We start from the raw sequence: 21,351 nt of genomic DNA on the forward strand, positions 1-21,351 counted from the left end.
CAGCGTCGGGAGTGCTACAACTGCTTGAGAGCATCCCTGATGTTCGCGAGTGATTTGTTGACTGCGTTCCACTGGTCGTGTTCTTTCGACATATCATCACGGAGTTGCTTGTAGTGCGCTGCGGCTTGCTGGAGCTGCTGGCGGCCAGCCTCACGGTCCCCACGTTCGAGTGCCTGGAATCCCTCAGCGGCAAGCTCTTGAGCCGTCTCAAGCCGTTCCTGGTCAATTGAACCACCGCCCAGAAGACCCGTCCGCGAGTAGATGAACCCTACTGCGAACAGCAGAACACAGAGACCACCGAGAGTACCACCAATTGCGGCCAGTGGAAGTCCGTTTCCACTTGACGAAGAGCCCACAGTGGAGGAGGGTGTGCTCGCCGTCACTGACGGTGCAGGAGTCTCAGTCTGATTGGGTGAGACCGGTGACAGGGTGTTTGTTGCCGTCTGAGTGTCCCTCGCCGTTTCCGAAGCCGTCGCATTCGGCTCAGGTGTTGCAGTCGGTGTCGGAGTGAACGGATCGGCCTCAGTTGGTGTCGGTGTCGGTGTCGGTGTCGATGTTTCGAGAGATTCAACTGTCACTGACCTGGTGGCAGATTGATTATCCACGCCCCCACGAACGACGAGTAAGTACTCACCAGGAGGGAGAGATGATGAGAGCGTTCCACTGACTCCCCCGGTCTGGTTGACTTGGACCTGTTCTTTGACGAGTGTCTCGTTCCCCTGTTGCAGCTCAACAGAGAGCGTCTCAGTCGGGGCATAGTTGGACTCAACAGTGTACCCCACTGAGGCCTCTGAGACCCGCGGTGTCACCGACAACCGCTGGGGCACGATCCGGAACTCGATACTCCCCTCACCTCCCGTAGGGAAGTCCTCATGAAGCGCCCCGGCGTTCTCATCGATTTTCACCTCCGTAACCGTCCCATTCGGGTTCGCAGACAGGTTAGGGTTAAACGCATTTGGCTCTACGAGCAACCAATAGTGGTCAGACACCGGATCGTACACGACATCAGTTGCTGACGAGGAACGGGCTGATGTGCGAATCTCTGCAAACCCGAACTCTCCCGCACCGGGCCGCCGCGTTTCCCATCTAAACTCAGAGTTTCCTCCCTGAAGCAGCGACAGGAAGCGGTCAGTTTGATTTCCGCCGTTCCCTTCGTGTTGAACGAGACCGACCATCCCTGTCGCTTCCATCCGAATGGCGGCTAGACTGCCAGATGAAATTGGCCCACCAGCTCGGACCCGCCCTTGACGAACATATCGTTGCATCGGGACTCGATCATCGTCCACAAGAGATGATGGTGCCTGATACACACGCAGGCCACTGTACGATCGGTGGCGGACGACAAGCGAAGCGTCGTCAAGTATGGTACCGTCTTGGCCAACACCTTCACGCAACTGGATCCGGTAGCCACTCCGGTCAAGGATGCCCAGAGAGCCGGCCTCGACTTCCATATCCCCGAACGACGGACCGACAATCCGATCACGCTCGTCAACTGGTCGTGACGTATTCTGGACCACTGAGATCGCCTCGTCTCGCTCATTCGTCGCGTAGGTGTTGACTTGGAGCGTGACCGTTGAGTCGTTGTCAGCTCCATCAGCAACCGAGACGTACGCGTGCAGTGACTTCTTCGGCCGCCCGATCTCCACGGTTGCGTTATCTGAGTCGCCAAGATCAACCGTGATATTCGCGACGTTGCCCTCCGTCACACGGGTGAGGTTGTACGGGATGTGTGGCCGGTGGTCAGAAATCTGTGGTTGCGCCCCAATTCCACTGTCTCCACCCGAGCTACTAGCATCAGCACCGACCACCCCACTCCCGCCGAGGACTGCAGCGGTCAGTGTGAGCACAGCGACGGTGATGATACTAGCGCGGGATAGTTGCTCCCGTCGCATCTCTACCTCTCACTTACACTGATCACCCAGTTAAAGCCGTTGTATTGGGCACCTACCGCTCTCTTCACCCACCCGAAGGTGTTTGTGCTGCCAGGGGTAACTGAGCAGTGTAGCATACCATCCACCGACCTATGTCTGAGTACTCGCCTCCGCCGTACTTCAAAGAAACCGATATCATCCCAGGTATCGGCCAAGAAGACCTCGTCGTCGCCTCGTTCCGCCATCGGCGTGACTACGGCTTCATCATCGTCCGTAAGCACAAGGCCGCCCACGGGGGGTCGTTCTTCACTGTCGAAATCTGGACTGCACCATCGAAATCAGCGTTTGCGGAGTTCGAGTGTGCCCTCTCGTACGCCGCAGATCAGCCAGAGGTATCGATGATCCCATCAGTGGAAGCCGGCATCCGGGAAGCCGCCGAGGTCATCACCGTTGACGAACGGACCGTTGAGTTTCCACACGACTCGGTCGTCCCGGACCTGCACACCGATGCCGAGTCTCCTCAGCCAGACACGTCTCTTTCACCTACCGAAGACGATTCTGCTCCCGACACTCAGTCACAGCCAAATCCCGAAACAACCACGCAATCAACGTTGTCCGCCTTCTGATCACCCCTCAGTACGGGCAGACGTTCCGGAGTTGCTCCGTGAGCGGGCCCTCCTCAACCCGTCGCCCGAGCTGTCGGAGCCGACTACTCGGGAGCTCCTTAAATCGAAACACCATCGTCCCGGAAACGCACTCCTCCACGGTGAATGACTGGTTCCGGATCATCCCGGCCTTGCTCCCGTCTTCCGGGACATCGAGCAGCGTCATCGTTCGATCGAAGATATCGCGAACGAGCCCGTCGTAGACGCTGACAACCTCTTCATCAGGCCGCCCGCTCTCCTCACGGATCATGTGTGTATCCTGGTCAGCCGTGTAGGCGTGGAGCGACATCACGGCATCCGGGTGTGACGATGTTAGGTGATCGTCACACTCGTGACCAACCGGGACAGCCACTTCGCAGATCCCAGTCTCAAGATGCTCAACTTCCAGCTCAAGCATGTAGGACCCGAGCTGCCCCGGGTACCCACGGATGCCGATCGTCTCGACGACACCTGGTGTCCGTCGGGCCTCGAACACGTGCGACGCGCGGCATTCACCAACATTGTCATCTGCAGTGACCGCACGAATCAACAACTCGTCGAACGCATCACGGTGCCCCGGCCCAAAGACGCGGTCAGCTGGACGCAACTCTGTCGGCTCCGGGAGATCTGTCTCAAGGTCGTGATCGGGGAGGGACTCAGACGTAGCCATTGATATCCTCATCCGACAGTACAGTCGCGTCCCTCTTAACGGTGCGGGAGAGGTCGCCCGTTGAGACTCACTCACCGATCAGGTGTCCCGGTGCCGCAGGCGCGTGGTTCGGCCACCGCACCACCAGATCGATCAGTGGCTTTTTGAAGCACCCCGTCTTCGTTTCTGGTGCTGCCTTAGTGACTGGCAGCAGCGGATCATCGGTCCACTTCCAATGTCATCTCACCGCGTGCAGGCCGGTCATGGGTGTCACACACCCATACTCACCTGCACTTGTGAGTGCGAGTGTTTATATAACCAGCCGGGGCTGAAGCACTTCTCAGAACTATGCCGCGAACAGACACGATTCCCTCCGAACTCACAGACTTCGACCAGTGGGTCGCATGGTACGAGGAAGTTGAATGGACGAAGGGTGGCGAGACGAAGCACCGCCAGAAGGTCCCTGCTCAGCCTGATGGAAGCTTCGCCTCTGTCAGTGATCCTGAGTCCCACAGCACCTACGACGGCATCCTCACCGCACTCAACACTGACTCAGACCTGAGTGGACTCGGATTCGTCTTCACTGATGATGATCCGTTCACCGGTGTCGACCTCGACAAGTGCCGTGATCCCGAAACTGGCGAGATCGACGAGTGGGCCCTCGCAGTGATCAACGATCTCCGCTCGTACACAGAAGTGAGTCCGAGTGGGACCGGCCTCCACGTGTTGATCAAAGGCGAACTCCCCGACACGTGGGACAACCGGAATGACGGCCTCGAGATCTACTCGCGTGACCGGTACTTCACCGTGACTGGAGAGACTGTCAATCTCGATGGTGAGCCGGTCGACTTCGCAGCGCCAGTCGCCCAGCGGCAGCAAGCACTCGAGGCGGTCCACGAGGAACACATCGGCACTACAACCTCGGACAGTCCAACCGTGGACTCGGCAGGGTCGGCAAACCTCCGGATCGACACCTCCGGTGTCAGTGGCCAACTGACCCTTCAGGAAACTGCTGACCGGCTCCTCCCGAAGGTGACGCTCAGCGATAATCCTTCCACCGAGATGACTCCAGCCGACAAGAGCATTCGAAACCAGGCGTTGAACGCCTCCAACGGTGACGTGTTCCGAGCGCTCTGGGCGGGTGATTGGCGAAGTGTGCCAGGAAAGTCGTATCCCTCGCAGAGCGAAGCCGACATCGCGCTCGCGAACATCCTCGCCTTCTATACAGGTGGTGACGCAGCACAGATGGACCGGCTCTTCCGGAATTCCGGGTTGATGCGTCGCAAGTGGGACGAAGTCCACTACCGGAACGGTTGTACCTACGGCGAGATGACGATCCGACACGCTATCGCCTACGTTGATGAGGAGTACACGGGGACAGACGCATCCCAAGCCGAGGTGCTGGCATAGTGACGGTCGCGACACCCCCAGGGCTCGTTCCAGAGAGTAGTACCATCCACGGCTGTCTTGTCGGCTGCGGTGACGCAAAAGCTGACGAAGCACGGCCAGCAGCTGAACTATACACGTCTCAGTATTTCCAAAAGAAGCGCGCGTTTGCCGAGAAGCTTGTTCCGCAGTATTGGATTCTCTCGGCGGAACACGGCGTCGTTGATCCAGCCACCGAGATTGAGCCGTACGACACTCGCGTCGGTGGCAACGACTTTGACCGGCAGGCATTTCTCAGCACAGTCGCAGACGACATGGCGTCCCTCACAGACGACGACAGAGACCCAACCCGACTTATAGTACTCACTGGAGAGGACTACCTGACTGCTCTGATAGATGCGCTCGCCCGGGCCGACACCGGACCTGGGGAAATCAAACTGGTAACACCGTTCAGACACGGGAGCTTCGAAGGCATCGGGGACCAGATGAGCTACCTGAACGCCGCTCTAGAGGCAGGAGATCAGACGCTCCCTGTGGCAGACGCTCTTGATCACTCACCAGACCACCACCAAGTCACGCTTGGGTAGTCAGTCTGCCCGGGGGGCGGCGCCTTCCCGACACGAAGAACCCACGAGAGAGTCACTCCTCACAGTCGCACAACGATCCACGGGCAAACACGCGATCTGCGTTCGTTGATGTGCCACAGGCGGGACACTCGAGGCTCACGGAAACGTTCACCTCAATTTCCTCGTCAGGCGGTCCGAGATCGGTGCCGCCATTGATATGATAGGCAATCTTCTGTGCCATCTCGTCTTTCAACTCGTTCGTGCGTTCACGAGGCGCCGCCCGGTTCGCAGACCGCGTGTCAACCTCAATATGGTCTCGAAGATGCTTGTGCACAGTCGTATGTGATACGAGGTATTCTCTGGCTCGTTCCGCCGAGAGTCCAGCTCGGTTGAGGAGCCCAGCAGACTCTGGAGAAACCGGCTCCCTCTGCGTGGTGAGATCCGTGTACAGTGTCTCAATATCAGGTTGGTGTACGTCTCCCCCAGTACTACCCACCAGGGTCTTCAGCGTCCACTTATTCAGATACTCAGCGATACGCCGAACCCCCATCCCATCATCGCGATCGGGATGAACCCCGGTGAATCGCTGCTGCAGATCTCGATTAACAGCCTCCAGAGATGGGAGACCCTCGACCGCTGACACCACACGGTCGACTTTGCAGCAACCAGCAGTGGCGTTACTGATCTTCACAGTAGGCGCATCCCGACCGACAGATGTAACGGTGCCGGTTTCCCACATCGCAGACCGCAACCTTTTGATTGGCCTAGCGCGTACCGAACCAGTATGCCCACTGAGCAGTTACAAGTGCAAAATATCGCCGGGATCGAGTCTGCGTCTACTGGCGTCACACCTGGGCTGAATGCACTCCAAGCCCCAAACTGGTCAGGGAAATCATCATTCGTGAAAGCTCTCCGCGTCATCTACGGCGGCTACGAGCCTGACGAGCTATCGTCGTTTCTCACAAACGGGAAGGCAGAGGGGACAGTCCAATTCGGCGACGCGGCGGTCAAACTCTATCAGCGAGACGGGACAGTTGACGGAGTCGGCAACCACCGGGTGTCCGATGAGGCTGGCCAAGAGATGATCCGACTGTTCGCGATGATCTCTCGGGATAATCCCCTCCGTGCTGCTGTCGCTGCTGGAGACACTGACCTCCTCGAATACTTGCTGAATCCGCTCGACATCCAGGACCTTGACGAACAGATCGCTACCACCGAAGACCGGATCGAAACACTTGAACAACAAGTCGCTGAAGCCCGCGAAGCAAACGAACGACTCGCTCCACTCGAATCCGAGATTGCCGCAACCAAGTCCGAACTAGAGGCACTCCGTGACCAGCAAGACCAGCAGACAGACCTGAACATCGCTGATATCAAGCAGGAACTATCACGTCTCACCGACCGGCGCGACACAAAGGAATCACGCATTGCTGAAATCGAAGCACGAATCGACCAACGGGAACAGAAACTCGCTGACCTCCGAGACAAGTTGGCCGACCATACTGTTCCAGACGAACCAGATCCAGAGTTCGATCCCGACGCCATCCAGACCACGATTGATAGTCTTCGAGCCAAACGCGAAGACCTCACGGGGGTTCAAGAGGCTATCACCGGCCTGCGGTCTGACGCCGATAATGAGCTTGCTGAACACCTCCCCGACAGCCACTCAGGCTGCCTCTTGTGTGGAGATGATGACGCACCACTGTTGCCCGACACGACTGGCCTGTCCACGGCGGTCAATGCACTTGACGACCAGATCGCTGATCTTGAAACGGCACTTGATGACTACAAGACTGCCCAAGAGGCCTACGAAAACGCACAAGAGCGACACAGCACTCTCACGGCCAGCATCGAAGAATCCGAACGAGAACTTGAACAGGATCAGGGGGCCCTCACTGAAGCAGAAGACGACCTCGCTGATCTCAACGCGGAAATCGAAGAACTCGAAGACAAGGTCGCCAGTCACAGCGACTCAGACATCGCAGATACCGCAGCGAAGATCACCAAGCTCGAATCGACACTTGCCGATCTTGAAGAAGAGAAACAAGATGTCGACGACAAAGTCAGTCAACTCGAGACGCTCGAAGCTGACCTCGACAACGCCCAAACGCGTCTCCAGCAGCTCCAGAACAGGCGAACACAGATCATCAACAGCTTCTGTGAAGAGTTCAGCGACGCGATCACCGAGCTCCAGACCATCTTCGAGCCCAACTTCGAGAACGCACAGTTCCACACCCAGCACGCAGATGGCGATCAAGACGCCGAAATCACTGGCCTCAACCTCGTTGTCACCCGCAACGGGACGACACTCTCGCCAACTGACCTCTCTGAGAGCGAACGCACACTCCTCGCCATCATGGTCTGTCTCGCCGGCCGCCGTGCCTACGACGTTGCAGACTACGCTGACGTGATCGTCGTCGACGACGTCGGCGAACTCTCCGGACACCATCTGCACGCGCTCGCCGACTACCTCGCAGACCACGCCACTTACGCATTCATCACCGGCACACCAGAGACAGAAGACCTCGGCGAGACAGTCCCCGACGTCAACCACCTCTCACCAGACCGCTGGGCGACAGTCTCCGCTGAATCCCCCGTCTAGCTCCAAGCGTTTGTACACCCAGAGACCAACGCACAGTTCGTTGAGTGACTACACACACAGAAACCACCGTCCGACACACCGATGTCCACACACCAACCGCCTACCCGAGTAACACACGCCCGGATCGACGACCGACCGCTGACGCTCGTGACTAACGCTGTCGCCACCGTCGACGGAGCCTCAGCGTCACGGCCCGAGAACGCCGACGACTTCGTCACTGTCGAATGCCCGGACGACAACGTCGAGTCCCTTGTAGCAGCCCTTGAAGACGAGCTTGGTAAAGCAGACACCGACACACCAGCCGCAGTCGCGGCTCAACGAGTCCGTGGGCACCTCTCGCGGCTTAGCTAACACCCACAGCAACACGCCTCTCCCCACCGAATGGTAGTTTCTACTGCCAGGTACATCTGGAGCGCATCATGACCGACACCTCCGACTCCACCGATAGTATCGACCGCGAAGCCGTCATCACCGTCGTGTCCGAGTTAGTCGCGCTAGAACGTGACCGCACCCTCGGATACGCCCCCGACGAGTTACACACCGACCCGAGGGACGTAATCGAAGAGGCGCTGGTCCTTCTCGACGACCTAGACACCGATCCCGATGAAGTGGTCTTCCCCGAGGATCAGGACCGTCTCGGGATTAGTTCGCCGTCTGAGTAGCACCAGTCATCCGCCACCCCAGATGATTCCTTCTGATCACGGTGCCACACCGCATACAGGCTCGTCTCTCACCCCATACCCAGATACCGACGTGAGACACCTCACAAACCCGAAATATGCACAAAGCTAAGTGAGTGGGCCCCCTGTGTGTGAGTGAACGACAGGACCTCACAGCCCGTCGTGTAGCACCACTGAAACCCACCCGCTACACCAGTCATCATGTCCACGCACTCCAACACACAGCCAGCCCAATCGCACGAGACGACACAGCCCACACCGATCGACAAGGACCTTCCACTGAGAAAGTCGCCGAGCGGTGATACCGGACCCATTACCGCCTACGAGGTGGCCACCAACAACCAGGCCGACCCAGACTACATAGTCACCGACGACTGGCCTGTCGGAGCCACAGTTGTTACCGAGGGGCCAGCCAAGCAGGGCGGAAAAGTCACCGAGGCCCGCATCCACGGCAATCAGCTTGAAGACTCAGACCGCGTGTACCTGATCGTCTCGCAGCCAGACGGTCACACACTCACAACCACTTTCGCGGCTGTCGACCGCGTAAACCCGTCTCACGTCTGCGGCTGCTCAAGCTGTGGCGCCATCTCCGACAAGACGTACCGATGCGAAAATTGCGACCGTGATCTCGTCGAAGAGGGCAATTACCCCACATCCGAGACCGCACGATACCACACGACACATGAGCGCTGAACCTGAACCCCGAGCAACGATGACGCCAGGCACCGACTCACCATCACGTGCCGAACAACTCGCTCACGGGCACGCACTCGAGGACGACTGCCCCGACACGCCGGTCGTCGTCACACGTGGTGTCGACATCGACCAACTCCCAGACAAGCCCACCCCTGCCGAACAGACGACCGCCAAACACACCACCACTGCCGTCTGGCGGCCCGATCAAGTGAACTACACGGACGACGCGCAACTCCGGCTCACACACACCAGCGAAGCAGGGCGCGATCACCGGCTGGTCCTCACCCTGTCTGACCTGACCGATGTCGGCATCTACATCCCGGCTGACGGCCTCAACAGCGTCGCAGCACTCCACTACTGCAAGGATCTGCTTTCACTGTGTGAAGGAGTCACTGCCGCGAAGTACCATCCAGTCGACCACCTCGTCCGCATCCAGTCATCAGACCTCCACGGACCGACCCCAGAGATCGTTGAAATCGTCGACAATCACAACCTCACCCGCGTCGCGACCGACACAGACGGCAACCAGGCCGCGTACTATTACACGCTCGCTCTCCAGCAGTTCGTCTAACGGGGGTCCGCCTTCCGAGATCAAGTGTTTTTGCCGCCAGCCACGGGTGAAGCATGTCGAAACGACAATCAAAGCTCAACTCCTATACGACAGACCCCACAGACCCGACGCCAGAACAGAACAGTGACGATACGGAGAATAACCCATCACCGGACAGGGACCCGTATCGGAATGTCACGAGAGACGACCAGGTCTGTACCTACTTCGGGGACGATGGAACATCACCTGGCACCGCGCTCAACGCACTCCTCGACGATTCAGACCCGGTTATCGTCGACGTGCCACTCCCAACCCCGACCGGATTCACAGACATCACCATCCGGAAAGTTGCCGGACAGGGCGGATTCGGTGTACGTGACATCGAGCAAGATCCCGAGGCCCTCCACCCACTCCTCTCGCGCCTCAAGGGCATCCCGGTGATCATCGAAGGCGGTGGGCAGCTCAGTCGAATGGACGACGACCTGCGTGTCGGTGTCCTCTCTGATGCCTCCATCACCGACAACCGTCTACAGATCAGTTTCACACAAGTCAAACACAGTAGCAGCACACCCGGCCTAGACAGCATCGAAGACAAAACCCGCAAGCTCGGCTCCTACAAGTTGTTCATCCCGACAACACTGTGGGACGCCGCGTGTCTCAGCCGTGCGATCCGCGATCTTCAATCAGAGCGCATCCCCACCCTGACAGCAAACGACGTCCGGGCGATGCGCGGTGGCGACAAGTACGAAGCAACTCTATCCGACCTATCGCCAGGTGACAGGCTGTCCACAGACGCATACGAAACCGACCTCATCGTCATCTCAGACACGACGCAGACCGACATCAGAGTCACAACCGCACGAGGAGAGCGGGTTCACCGGGTAACAACTGTGACCGTGACAAACCCTCGCGGTGGCTACTACCAGTTTGGCTGGCGCCGTCCAGGGCCGTACACCCATCCAACGTGCTACCTCTCGCGGTCACAAAATACGAAGCCAGCTCCGAACTCCCCATTCACCGCAGACCACACCTTCGCAGACTTCGACCCCGTTGCTGTCACGACTGGTGATGAGTATCCCACCTACGTCCCAGTAGATACCGACCGTGAAGAGTCGCCGCTCCCATCGAAGTTCCGGACACAGAGCCTCACCGATCTGGACGGTATTGGCGAAAACACCATGCGGACAATCGTTCGAGAAGCGCCACGCTACGAGGACTACTCCCTCTCGTCGGCTCACGAACTGGCATACCTGCTCTTCGGCGACACGGACATCGACACAGAGCCGATTGAAGATGCGATCGATCGGACCAGTCGAAACGTGATGCTCCGCAGGAAGCTTCGCGACCTGTACCACGAGGATATCAAACCGAACGAAGCAGCGTGAGCGGGCGTGACCCAAACCTCTTAGTCAGATCCTGTTGTACGCCCTCGCTGAACGCACTCCACCCAGCCCAAAGAGCCGTTTGTATCCTCAGTGACGGATGGAGCAACGCGGTGAACACCCATGCAAGCAGACAACGACACGACCGAGACTCCACGCACAGCCTCTCCAGCCACTACCACTGAGTTGGAGCATCTACTGAGTGAAGCAGGAGAGATCTTCTTCTCTGGTCTCTCACAGGCGAAGACGACCATTCCAGGCCCGGCGAAGGAACGGATGGCGAGCGACCAGCCGCCAGCCGATGATGAGATCCGTTCATTCAAAGAGGCTGTCAGCCTCTTGCCACGCGCCGAGAAGTCTGATCTGCGCGCACACAATCCCTACGCGGACGCCGACGCGCCCCAGGAGCCGTCTCGGAAGGTCGCTGAGGAGATGGCGGGTCTCGACGTCGACGCACTCGAGGACGTCCTCGGGACGACCGTTGCACAGGCCGCCGCCGGAGAAGACGCTGCCGCGTGGCCAGAAGTCGACGGCCACGCCGACGTTGTCGACCCCCGTCGCCAACTTCTCGCCGCCCTCGGAGCAGACGTCAAGTTCCGCTGGCAGATCGCCTCCGATAGCTACGAACCCGGCGACATGGAGCGCTTCTATCTCCGGAAGCTCCGCGCGCTCCAGGGTCGTGGCTTCAACGATGCGTGGGGACGGATCGACTACCATGACTGGGGAGGGGCAGTTTCGATGACGACTGTCTACCCGTCGCTGCAGTTCTCTATCACGATCGGAGAGCAAGACATCAATCCCTCAGCCGTCGCCCCCGCCGCGACGCCACAGGAGAAGGGGGCATTCAGTCGCGCTCTGTCCATCGCAGATGTCGGCGACGACGATGAAATCAGTGTCCTGTACGGCGACGTGATGACGCATGACTATCGCGGAGCACAGACGATCAACGCCCAGCCGATCATTTACGTGCCTGCCACGGGGACTACCATCCCCCTGCCACAGCCATCCTTCTCGCGTCGTCACCAGGGGAACTTCATGGACAGAGACCACGAGCGGTCGAACGACCGGAAGTCGCCACTGGAGTGGCACGAGTCCATCTTGGATCGACTGGAGAGCCTCACCGGCACTATCAACGGCGAGATCGTCCGCGCTCGTCTCTTGACCTTGGACTTCACTGAACTCCCCTTCCAGATCCGAGACTTCTACCGGTACGCGGGCATTTCCTCGGAGAAGGTGATCGAACGGGCGACAACCACAGCTCGTGGCACTGCCGAGCCAGAATCCAAGCCATCCCTGTGGACCCTGCAGGTGAGCCTGAAGGTCGCGCTCCTCAAGGAGTTCTCCGGCAACCGGAGTGGGCAGGCGTTCAAGCGATATCAACAGGTCGCCGGGAAGATGCTCCGAAACCCGGCCTCGCAGTTCAAGCTTATCGCTGAAGAGCACAACTACGCGACGGAGGACACCGCCGCCCCTGATCAGCAGACCGATGCAGGAGTCGATACGACGGACCTCAACGACCTCACCGAGGTCGACATCGATCTCACGACCGCAGGCGCCGTCGAGCAGAACGTCCAGGAGGAACTCGCGGCATTCGGCAACGGTGACTCTGCCTGAGAAGACCGGCCATCTTCTCACCGAAGATCCCACAGAGAGAGTGTCACTCCCTCGCGCAGAATTTGTACCAGCAGGAGAGCGTGACCCATGTCGAGTACAACCGCCAGCAGCGGCATTGAGCCGACTCTGAGCCGTGTGATCGAACACTTCGCCAAGATCCGTCTGCAGCAGGCTGAAGGAGCCTTGCCACTTGGTGAAGTGACGGCCGATGCAGTGGCCGTGATTGAACGCTCGCCGGAAAACATCCGCAAGCTCATCGAGAAGGACAATCGCATCACCGTGCGAGACGGCAACATCATCTCCGTTTCCGTGGTGGGCCAGACGCCTCAAATCGTCCGTGAGTACCTCGGCGAGAGTGTCAACACCCTCGACACCGAGCAGCTGATCCCCGACGATGCACAGCTTCCGGCCGGCACGCTCGACAGTTTCAACTCGTACGAGGAGATCGCACAGGAGTCGGATGCCGTCCTATTCGAGACGATTCTCAGCCGCGTCGACGACCTCGCCAGCGATCCCTCCTACGACTTCGACTTCCTCACCGAAGCAGAACAGGAAGACCTTGAAGAGGCAGACGAATTCGACTCTGCACTTCGCGTCGTCCATACCGACCACGCGGACATCGCCGACCTGTCGCCGACGCTGACCACGTCGAAAGCAAAGAAACTCCAGAACAGTATCGACACGGACGCACAGTTCGACATGTCCCACGTAGCCGACCTGAAGCAAGCCGCCGAGAAACGACGGCCGTCAGTCCCGGATGTTGTTGCCGACACAATCGAACCACTCGACAACGCAGACGACCCGCACAGAAGGGCCGCCGCCACAGTCACCGACATCGAGGAAGAGAGCAGTTCAGTCGGCCTTCCGAAGGCCTCCACAGACACCTCGGTGCGTGCGGACATGCCCGAGGCCGTGTACACCACCGTCGGCACAGACCGGACCGAAGGGGAACGTCGAACGAACCTCACTGTACTCGAGGACAAAGACTACGACCGCATTCCGGCGCCAGCGCCGAAGGCCAGTCGCGGCCAGCCGGAGATTCCCGTTGACGACGACGGCGACCCGGTTCCACCGGCGGTCCCGACCGATCCGGAACTCGGTGTGCCGGTGGACGAGTTCGTCGCGAACAAACTCGGCCGCGACACGCCTATCCGCCTAGTCGGCCCACACGGAGCGGGGAAGAACTACCTGCTGAAGTGGATCGCCTTCCAGACGAATCGTGGCTATCGAAGTATCGACGTCGACAAAGCCACGGTGCCGGACGACCTGTTCGGCCCGCGATCACTCGACGAAGACGGTGTCGTTGTCTCTCGCGACGGCCCAGTGAAGCGAGGCCTCCTGAACGGCGACCTCGTCGTCATCAACGAGTTCCCCGTGATGCAGAGTGGTGCTGCAATCGCGCTCCACCGGCTCCTGAACGAAGGCCAACTGCTGATCAAGTCGCACGGTGACCTGGTGGAGCCGCACAGAGAAGCACGAATCGCCATCACGATGAACCCGCCGACGCGGGAGTACCAGGGGTCCGAAGAGATGAACGCAGCAACGCGAGACCGGTTCGCAACCGCGCACGTCCCTTACCTGCAGGACGTACAGCGCGAGGCAGACGTGCTCGAACGACAGTTGCCAGTCGGCGCGCGGCGCGTGGACCGCGACACGATCGAGAACATCGTCGAGTTCGCCCACCGAACGCGGACGAACGACCGAATGCCAACGCTCTCAACGCGGTCGCTGACGGTTCTCCTCGAAAACGTGATCGACGGGGTGACACCGCAGGCCGCGGTGAAGAACCAGTTGCGGGCTGTCGCTGGTCCCCGCCAGAACCCCGAGGAGCACTTCGAGGCCGTCGAGAGTACGGTCTAGCCACCACGCACCACAGATGGCACTCGACGGCTTCAGACTCCCAAGAGCGAGCGAGCACGCGACACAGGTAGACGACCGATCAGCGTCGGTCCCCATCGACATCCCCCCTCGGCAGTATAGCCACGCGGTGCGCCAGCGGCTCCCCGACCACGAGACGTACGTCGAGCCGTTCTTCGAATTCGGGACGCTCGCGTTCGCGAAAGAACCCGCACGCAACACGGTCGTGAACGACATTCAAGGCGACATCCCCCAGCTGTTTCGGGCCATCCGTGCCAACCGGGACGGGGTCATAGCGGCACTCACGGAGTTTTCCAAACTCTCCTATCGTCGCCTCTGGTCTGCCTACCAGCAACGCCGTCGTCCGGCCGATCAAACCGACAGAGCAGCAGCCTTCACGTATCTCGTCTCCCCAGCGCTCTGGACCGCCGACACCATCACCAAGAAAATGGCCGACAGAGCAGTCACGGACCTCACACGGCAGATTCACTCTGATTCGATCATCGTCGAGTCGTGTTCGACGACCGCTCTGTTCAACCGATACGCTGGCTCAGAATCGCTGTTTTTCCTCGTCCCACCGTTCCACGGCCCCTCGTTCGGACATCCGCTTCCAGACGAGTACGACACCGGGTTCTGGGACAACGTGTGCTTCTGGTTCAACGGTGACGAAGCCGATCCGTCTTTGGCGATGCTCACACCGTTTGAGAACGACGCGCTCGATTTCCACCACCAAGAACACCTGAACGAACACGGACTCATCCTCACGACGAACTTCCGAGAGCAACAAACGTCCAGCCAACAATCCCTGTCCTCCCATGCCTGAGACACCGCCACCATTCCCGTATCCAGGCTCCAAGTCGGCCTACACCGACGAGATCGTCGAGAAGGTTCCACAACATACACACTTCGTCGATCCATTCGTCGGGGCAGGGGGAGTCCCGCTGGCACTTCCGCGCCCTCCAGGCATCACCTATCTTGCCGACGCGGACGCAGACTTGATTCACTGTCTCAAGACCATCCGGGATCATCCCGACGAACTGATCAGCCGTCTCAAGCAGTATCCGTACGCTCGCGAGACGTATCGGCGCGCTCAGGAAGTGATCTTCGAGACGACACCATCCAGCCGTGGGATAGACCGCGCTGCCCTGTACTACTTCCACCGGCGCGCTGCCTTCGCCGGAGCTGACGGGGAAGATGCTGGCTTCCGTGCCACTGCAGACGGCCGCCGGAACGCAGCCCGGCAGTACTGGAACTCGCTCGATCGACTCCACCCGATCAGTGCCCGCCTCCAGAACACGACGCTACGGGCTCAAGACTGGCGAGCGACGCTGGCTGCGGTCCCAGACGAGGGCCACACCGTGGTGTTTGTCGATCCACCGTATCGAGGCACAGCCGACCACTACACGATCCAGACCGCTGACGGCCGCACAGCCTCTGACATCGACCACACCACACTCTTTTCGAAACTCGATGCACTCGCTACACGAACTAACGTGGACATCCTCCTAACACTTGATCGGGACACGCCACAGTTGGAAAATAAATGGACCCGGTTCTCTCTCGGCCAGACTGAGAATACTTCTGGATCTTCAGCCCAACGCTCAGATGTGCTATTAACATCGTTCACCCCAGATACAGGGACTTCCCCTAGCCCTTCTCTTGCTCACTGGGCCTGAGAGGGTTTGTACCACCAGAAGTGATTGGCATGTCGCAGGCAACACTCACAGGTGTTGATGGACAACTGTCATCCCACGAGTCTCACGGCCTCCACGACTACCTCGAGTCTGAACTCACATCCGACGAACTCGCCCAGTTGCGCGAAGCACGATGTGTCGATCCCATCGTGACTAGCCTCCCACCGCAAGGAGATGTTGCTCCCCCAGACCCAGACAAGGTCAGCGGGACGATCAAGATCAAGCCGATCCTCGAAGCGCGGACCAGCCGCGCAACGAAGCCACAAGAGAAGTGGCACGAACCGCTTCCGAGCCGTGTCACACTCACCGAGCTGGTATACACGCTCTCGACAGCCACACTGACAACTGCTCCAATCGTTTCACAGGCCACAGTTTCCCTCCTCAGCCGGAGTCTCCTCACGATAGATGCACCGCTGACACCGGAACTGACAGACATGATCGGCCGCAGCGCGAAGCTCTCGCCGGAAGCAGCCACCACTCGGCCTCACGAGCCTTCAGACTCGGAAGTCAACTGGGGCTACCTCGGAGACGTCAACGGTGAACCACGGTCAATTCCAACGCGCAACGATGGGACACCCACCCTCCCGCCAGAGGTCAAACCGATCTCCATCGAGACTGCGCTCACAAATCTCAGGGGAACCGGGGGGCATCGCATCTCACCGAGCGAGATGGACTGTCCGACATTCGAAGAGACCGCACAGACAGCCGTTGCGCTTGCTGAACTACTGATGGACATCCGGACAGCAACACTCGTTCGCGGCCCGCTCGCCGATCTCTGTGATGACCTCGGCATTGAGGTAGGCCCGTTCATCACGGATCTCGACGACGAACTCCAACAAGCCGTCCAGTCGAGTGGGGACTCCGGGACAACAGAAGCCAGCGCAACATCCGCTGACGCCTGCGGCGACGGCGATGGTGGTAGTGAGACTGAGTCCAGCGAGCAAACCGGTCTCGCGAGTTTCTGAGCAGTAGGCTTTCTTTTCCCGAAGAGTCCACAGAGCGAGAGCCACCCCACTCCGTCGTCTGAATGTTTGTACCTCCAGAGGTGACCGAGATGAGTACCAACCTCCAGCCGTCGCGAGCGACGGAGAAACTCCAGCCGTCCCCGACGGAGCTCCGGTCAGGCAGCGAGCGTCGCCGCAAGCTGCAGACCTACGTTGAGGGACTGCTCCCGGCCGACGTGAGGGCCAACGTCGACGTTGAACTCCACGAGCAAATCCCGACGGCCGCGGTCGTCCCAACGAGCGACGACGCCGTCACCCATGCTGAAAACGGGCTCCCAGAGGAGGCCGCCCGCCAACTCGACACGGACACCGACGCCGATTTCAAGATCATCATCACCGCTCGTGAGATTCCACTCGAGAATACGCCTTTCGACGATCAGGCCACCGTCGACCGTGCGTTCCAGTTCGGCGCTGCACTCCACGAAGTCCTCCACATCCTCAAAACCGCGAGCGGCCGCCAAGCCGAACTCGTCGACGATCAGGTAGCCGACCAGCACCAACCATACGTCAACCGCCTGCTAAACCTGATCGAGGACAGCGCCATCGAATACGAAGCCCGCGAGATCGACGACTTCACCGAAACCGCCGGCAATCGCCTTACGCTTACACAGTCGATTCTCCGGGAGTCTGTCGACACTGTCAATCCAGATGATCCGATCACGCTCGGGTTCCGTCGCGCCATCGACGAGGCACTCCTCGATATGCTCCTGTTCAATAGGGGGAAATTCCGGGCACTGATGAACCCGAGCGACGACCGCGTTCAGTTCCAGAACGCGGACGTTCGAACGGCGTTTCTCGCCATCTCGAAGGAACTCGCCAGCTTCGCACGAGAGGTCCGTACCTACCGGTCCGTCGGGGACGGCGTCCACGACCACGACAAGACGGCGTCGATTGACCGCGCACAGGCCGTGATCGACTTCTTCCAAGGCACCATCAAGCCACGGCTCGAAGACCTCAGCGACACCACTGACTCAGAAAGTCACCAACAACAGACACAATCGCCACAGTCACACCAGGACGCGCACGAGTCGGTGACACAGCAGGCAACCGACCGGCCGACCGTGATCGAGCCGGACACATCCGACACCGCCGAGACTGACGAAAGCGACGCCGATGATCAGGAGAGTGCTGATTCGGAAGACGTGGCGACCGACACGTCTGCGGCAGAGAGCGGTCGCGACGGCGACGCGAGCGCGTCCATCGCGTCCGACCAGTCCGACCAGTCTGCGGCAGGTAGCGACGGTGCAGCACAGGCACGCGACACCACAGAAGGCGACGGTAGCGACCCCAGTGGCGACCGGTCGAGTGAACAGGAGGCCGACCGCGGCGACAGCAAGAGCGAAACGGCACAGACACCTGCTGATAGCGGCACAGACCCGACCGACGCGTCACCCGACCAGGACTCCCAAAGTGAGTCTGGAAGCCAGCAGGCGTCGCTCACGGCGTTCAACGCTGACGCCAGTGACTCCGATGCCGACACCCGCGACAACCAGGAGAGTGCTGACAGTGCGTCCACCAGTGAAGCAGGCAGTGAGTCGGACAGCCAGTCTGACACACCTGATCACCAAGATGGCGACGCCGACAGCGATGAGTCTGGGTCGGCGTCCGCGGATCAGGCAAGAGAGTCGTCACCACAGCCCGACACAGAGGCGACAAGTGAAGCCCCCGACGCAGGTGACGACGACCACACGTCCGACGAGAAAGCGCCCAACGAGTCGAGCGCAGCGGACTCCGAGTCGGCTCAAGACACGACTCCAGCACACGACGCGACGCCGAGCGACGTGGACCTCTCACACGACGCCGACGCTGTCGACCGCGAACAGGATCGAGCGGCACCGGCACTGAGCCGCGTGGAAGACGAGATCAGCCGGCTCGACGCTGAACTGGACCGCGACGAACACGCCGACCTCTCGAACGGGCAAGGCGGCTACGGCGACATTGAGGAGATTTCAGTCCTCCCGGAGCCACCGCGTACCACTGGCACAGTCCCCTCCTGGGACGAGATCCAGCAAGAGAAGGATCGCGTCGCCGACCGGCTCGCCAACGCGCTCCGACTCTCACAACCAGACGACACTCGTCGCGGCGTATCGACAGGAACACTCGACACGACGGCAGTCCACAAAGTCGGCACCGGACAAACCGGCATCTTCGCGAGAGATATGCCGGGCGAGGACAAAGAGTACGTCCTCACGCTGGTTCTTGACCGCAGTGGCTCAATGGGGGGCAGAACCAACAGCCTGATCGGCACGGCAGTGCGCGCTGTCGGGCTCTTCGCAGCCGCCGCAGAGGAACTCGCGATGGACGTCGCGATCATCGACTTCTACGACGAGGAGGCCCGGCTCATCAAGCCTGTCGCGACCGATCTCGAGTACGTTCACGACCGCCTTCTCACCGACGAGACAAGTGGTGGAACGCCGCTCTCGGACGCGCTCGAACTCGCAGTCGCGCACACACGAAGCCAGCAGAAAGAACCACTCGTCGTCTCCGTGACCGACGGAGCGCCAGCAAGCAACAGCGACTGCATCGATGTCATCAAATCCGCACGGCTCCCGGTCGCCGGCATCCGCATTGGTGCCGAAGCAGCCGATGACCGCCTTGCAGAGGCGTTCGTCGAACACACGTGCCTTCCATCGGGGGACAACCTCGTCGACACGCTCGACCGATTTGCGGCCAGTCTGACCGGCCTCTGACGATGCTCCGCGAAGCCTCTCTCGCTGCCGACACCGTGGAACAGGCCGACGCCGACTGGTGGACCGACCTAGACGCACCAATCGCAGTGGTCAGTACTCCAGATCGCCTCGCAGCAGTGCGGCCATTCCCAGACTCGGTCGCACCAGAGATCACAACCTGGTGTATCAACGAGTACCTCAACCAGTCAAGCACTGAGCCAGTCGCGACGACGGTCCTCTTGCTCGAGAAACGCGGGGTCTTCCAGCGCCACCAACCGCTGTATCGGGCGACAGAGGCGACACGTGACGGCGGGACCGTGATCCACTCTGCGCCCAACTTCACCCCTGAATCGAAAGCTGCCACACCCGTCGATCAGGTGGTCGCAGGCTACGAGTCCGAGGACCGCTACGTCCGCACACGATACCGAGTGGCGACTCTAGACACCTCTGCACAGGAAGGCTCTACCACGCTTGCTGAGTTTTCTGCTGCCACCGACGGCTGAAGCTCGTATGGCAACACAGCACCACTCCGCTGCCTCCCACGCGTTCACCAACTCATGGCGATGGCCGACAAGCTTCGAAACATGGGTTCGAGAGAATCTCCCAGAGGGGAAAACGCTCAACGTCGCCGCAGGCCTCTCGCCGGTGGGCGACGTTCGTGTTGACCTGCAGACACCAGCCGAGATCATCAACTCGCTCGATGACGACGACCGCGTCACCGACCACGATGTTCGCGAGGTCGCAGCCGACGTGATCGCGCCCGACGCACCGCTGACCGATCCGGTCAGACAGCTTCTGGACGCAGAGACGCCACACGACTGCGGGGCCAAGGAAGCGCTCGACACGGCACCGACCATCCGCGCAGATATCTTCAAGCCGGCCCTCCCACTCGCCGATGACGCATTTTCAGGGACCGTCGCCGATCCGCCGTGGAAAGACCTCACAGCGGAAGAGGAGCAGGCGCTCGTCGACGAGCTCGTCCGAGTCACCAAGCCCGGTGGAACGCTCATGTTGAACGCGTGGTTCCTGCCGACGCATCGCTGCGTGACGATCGACGAGGTGTTCCTTCGTGCAGATACCGACCGGCATCAACACGGCACACCGTCCGCAAGCTTCGCCGCGGTCGCGACAGTCCACGCCTCTCACGCCGAGGCCGTCGCGGCTGGGACGGTCCTCTCCCCTGGCGTTGAACACTGTCCGGACATCGAGGACTTTCGCGATCGGGCCGCGATCAACCTCGCTACCGATCTGCACGTGCGTGGCAATATCTCTCCCGAAGCAGTCCGGCTCACGCCACTCGTCGACGACACCACCGCCTGTCCACAGTGTGGTGAGACCGACCTACGCCTCGGAAGAGGACCAACAGGCCTTGACCTCCTCCACGTCCTTCAGGACGTGGAATCCGACCTTCAGATTTCCGCCAAGTGAGGCGTTCGAGGTTCCAACCCGCACTCGGAGGGAACCGGCGACACACCGGAGGAACTCTC

19 protein-coding genes are annotated in these 21,351 nt (G+C 60.0%); 16 read left to right on the top strand and 3 right to left on the bottom strand.

What is annotated here, in order from left to right; translation table 11 throughout:
- Positions 1-14 precede the first annotated feature (14 nt).
- Entirely contained in the window at positions 15-1,847 is a 1,833-nt protein-coding gene (locus tag RYH80_RS18270) for a DUF7827 domain-containing protein (RefSeq protein ID WP_370905530.1), read from the bottom strand.
- 176 nt (positions 1,848-2,023) lie between these two features.
- Here RYH80_RS18270 and RYH80_RS18275 point away from each other — a divergent pair, with 176 nt between their 5' ends.
- The gene (locus RYH80_RS18275; RefSeq protein ID WP_370905531.1) at positions 2,024-2,497 is read left to right on the top strand and encodes a hypothetical protein; all 474 of its coding nucleotides are present in this window, start codon (positions 2,024-2,026) and stop codon (positions 2,495-2,497) included.
- A gap of 7 nt (positions 2,498-2,504) precedes the next feature.
- Here RYH80_RS18275 and RYH80_RS18280 read toward each other — a convergent pair whose 3' ends face one another.
- A complete protein-coding gene (locus RYH80_RS18280; protein WP_370905532.1) occupies positions 2,505-3,197 on the bottom strand; it encodes a hypothetical protein in 693 nt (230 codons plus the stop codon).
- Between the two features lie 315 nt (positions 3,198-3,512).
- Here RYH80_RS18280 and RYH80_RS18285 point away from each other — a divergent pair, with 315 nt between their 5' ends.
- Together RYH80_RS18285 and RYH80_RS18290 are read left to right on the top strand one after the other, a co-directional pair.
- Positions 3,513-4,574 carry a phage NrS-1 polymerase family protein gene (locus tag RYH80_RS18285; protein ID WP_370905533.1) on the top strand — a complete coding sequence of 354 codons (1,062 nt, stop codon included), beginning with the start codon at positions 3,513-3,515 and terminating at the stop codon, positions 4,572-4,574.
- Positions 4,574-5,137: a DUF6884 domain-containing protein gene (locus tag RYH80_RS18290; RefSeq protein ID WP_370905534.1), complete on the top strand. Its 564-nt coding sequence runs from the start codon at positions 4,574-4,576 to the stop codon at positions 5,135-5,137. Before RYH80_RS18285 ends, RYH80_RS18290 begins: the two co-directional genes overlap by 1 nt.
- Before the next feature lie 52 nt (positions 5,138-5,189).
- Here the strand turns inward: RYH80_RS18290 and rdfA are convergent, their stop codons facing one another.
- Positions 5,190-5,807 (bottom strand): rod-determining factor RdfA, encoded by a 618-nt coding sequence (gene rdfA, locus RYH80_RS18295; protein WP_370905535.1) that lies wholly within the window; start codon positions 5,805-5,807, stop codon positions 5,190-5,192.
- 93 nt (positions 5,808-5,900) lie between these two features.
- Between rdfA and RYH80_RS18300 the strand changes: the two genes are divergently transcribed.
- From RYH80_RS18300 to RYH80_RS18360, 13 genes are all read left to right on the top strand, one after another.
- Positions 5,901-7,718 carry a hypothetical protein gene (locus RYH80_RS18300; protein WP_370905536.1) on the top strand — a complete coding sequence of 606 codons (1,818 nt, stop codon included), beginning with the start codon at positions 5,901-5,903 and terminating at the stop codon, positions 7,716-7,718.
- Between the two features lie 419 nt (positions 7,719-8,137).
- Positions 8,138-8,380, top strand: a complete 243-nt coding sequence (locus RYH80_RS18305) for a hypothetical protein (protein ID WP_370905537.1) — start codon at positions 8,138-8,140, stop codon at positions 8,378-8,380.
- Between the two features lie 345 nt (positions 8,381-8,725).
- On the top strand, positions 8,726-9,091 hold the full coding sequence (locus RYH80_RS18310) for a hypothetical protein (protein ID WP_370905538.1): 366 nt from the start codon (positions 8,726-8,728) through the stop codon (positions 9,089-9,091).
- A gap of 19 nt (positions 9,092-9,110) precedes the next feature.
- The gene (locus tag RYH80_RS18315) at positions 9,111-9,665 is read left to right on the top strand and encodes a hypothetical protein (RefSeq protein ID WP_370905539.1); all 555 of its coding nucleotides are present in this window, start codon (positions 9,111-9,113) and stop codon (positions 9,663-9,665) included.
- A gap of 53 nt (positions 9,666-9,718) precedes the next feature.
- Positions 9,719-11,029, top strand: a complete 1,311-nt coding sequence (locus RYH80_RS18320) for a hypothetical protein (RefSeq protein WP_370905540.1) — start codon at positions 9,719-9,721, stop codon at positions 11,027-11,029.
- A gap of 120 nt (positions 11,030-11,149) precedes the next feature.
- Positions 11,150-12,640, top strand: a complete 1,491-nt coding sequence (locus RYH80_RS18325) for a hypothetical protein (RefSeq protein ID WP_370905541.1) — start codon at positions 11,150-11,152, stop codon at positions 12,638-12,640.
- 87 nt (positions 12,641-12,727) lie between these two features.
- The gene (locus tag RYH80_RS18330) at positions 12,728-14,500 is read left to right on the top strand and encodes an AAA family ATPase (RefSeq protein WP_370905542.1); all 1,773 of its coding nucleotides are present in this window, start codon (positions 12,728-12,730) and stop codon (positions 14,498-14,500) included.
- 16 nt (positions 14,501-14,516) lie between these two features.
- On the top strand, positions 14,517-15,320 hold the full coding sequence (locus RYH80_RS18335; RefSeq protein ID WP_370905543.1) for a DNA adenine methylase: 804 nt from the start codon (positions 14,517-14,519) through the stop codon (positions 15,318-15,320).
- Positions 15,313-16,173 (top strand): DNA adenine methylase, encoded by an 861-nt coding sequence (locus tag RYH80_RS18340; protein WP_370905544.1) that lies wholly within the window; start codon positions 15,313-15,315, stop codon positions 16,171-16,173. The genes RYH80_RS18335 and RYH80_RS18340 overlap by 8 nt, the downstream gene beginning before the upstream one ends.
- A gap of 29 nt (positions 16,174-16,202) precedes the next feature.
- Positions 16,203-17,156 carry a hypothetical protein gene (locus RYH80_RS18345; protein ID WP_370905545.1) on the top strand — a complete coding sequence of 318 codons (954 nt, stop codon included), beginning with the start codon at positions 16,203-16,205 and terminating at the stop codon, positions 17,154-17,156.
- A gap of 89 nt (positions 17,157-17,245) precedes the next feature.
- A complete protein-coding gene (locus RYH80_RS18350) occupies positions 17,246-19,885 on the top strand; it encodes a VWA domain-containing protein (RefSeq protein ID WP_370905546.1) in 2,640 nt (879 codons plus the stop codon).
- A gap of 2 nt (positions 19,886-19,887) precedes the next feature.
- Positions 19,888-20,367, top strand: coding sequence for a hypothetical protein (locus RYH80_RS18355; protein WP_370905547.1), 480 nt, complete (start codon positions 19,888-19,890; stop codon positions 20,365-20,367).
- 7 nt (positions 20,368-20,374) lie between these two features.
- Complete coding sequence (locus RYH80_RS18360) at positions 20,375-21,292, top strand: hypothetical protein (protein ID WP_370905548.1); 918 nt, start codon at positions 20,375-20,377, stop codon at positions 21,290-21,292.
- The last annotated feature ends 59 nt before the right edge of the window (positions 21,293-21,351 follow it).

Source organism: Halobaculum sp. MBLA0147 (assembly GCF_041361345.1).
Lineage (GTDB): Archaea > Halobacteriota > Halobacteria > Halobacteriales > Haloferacaceae > JAHENP01.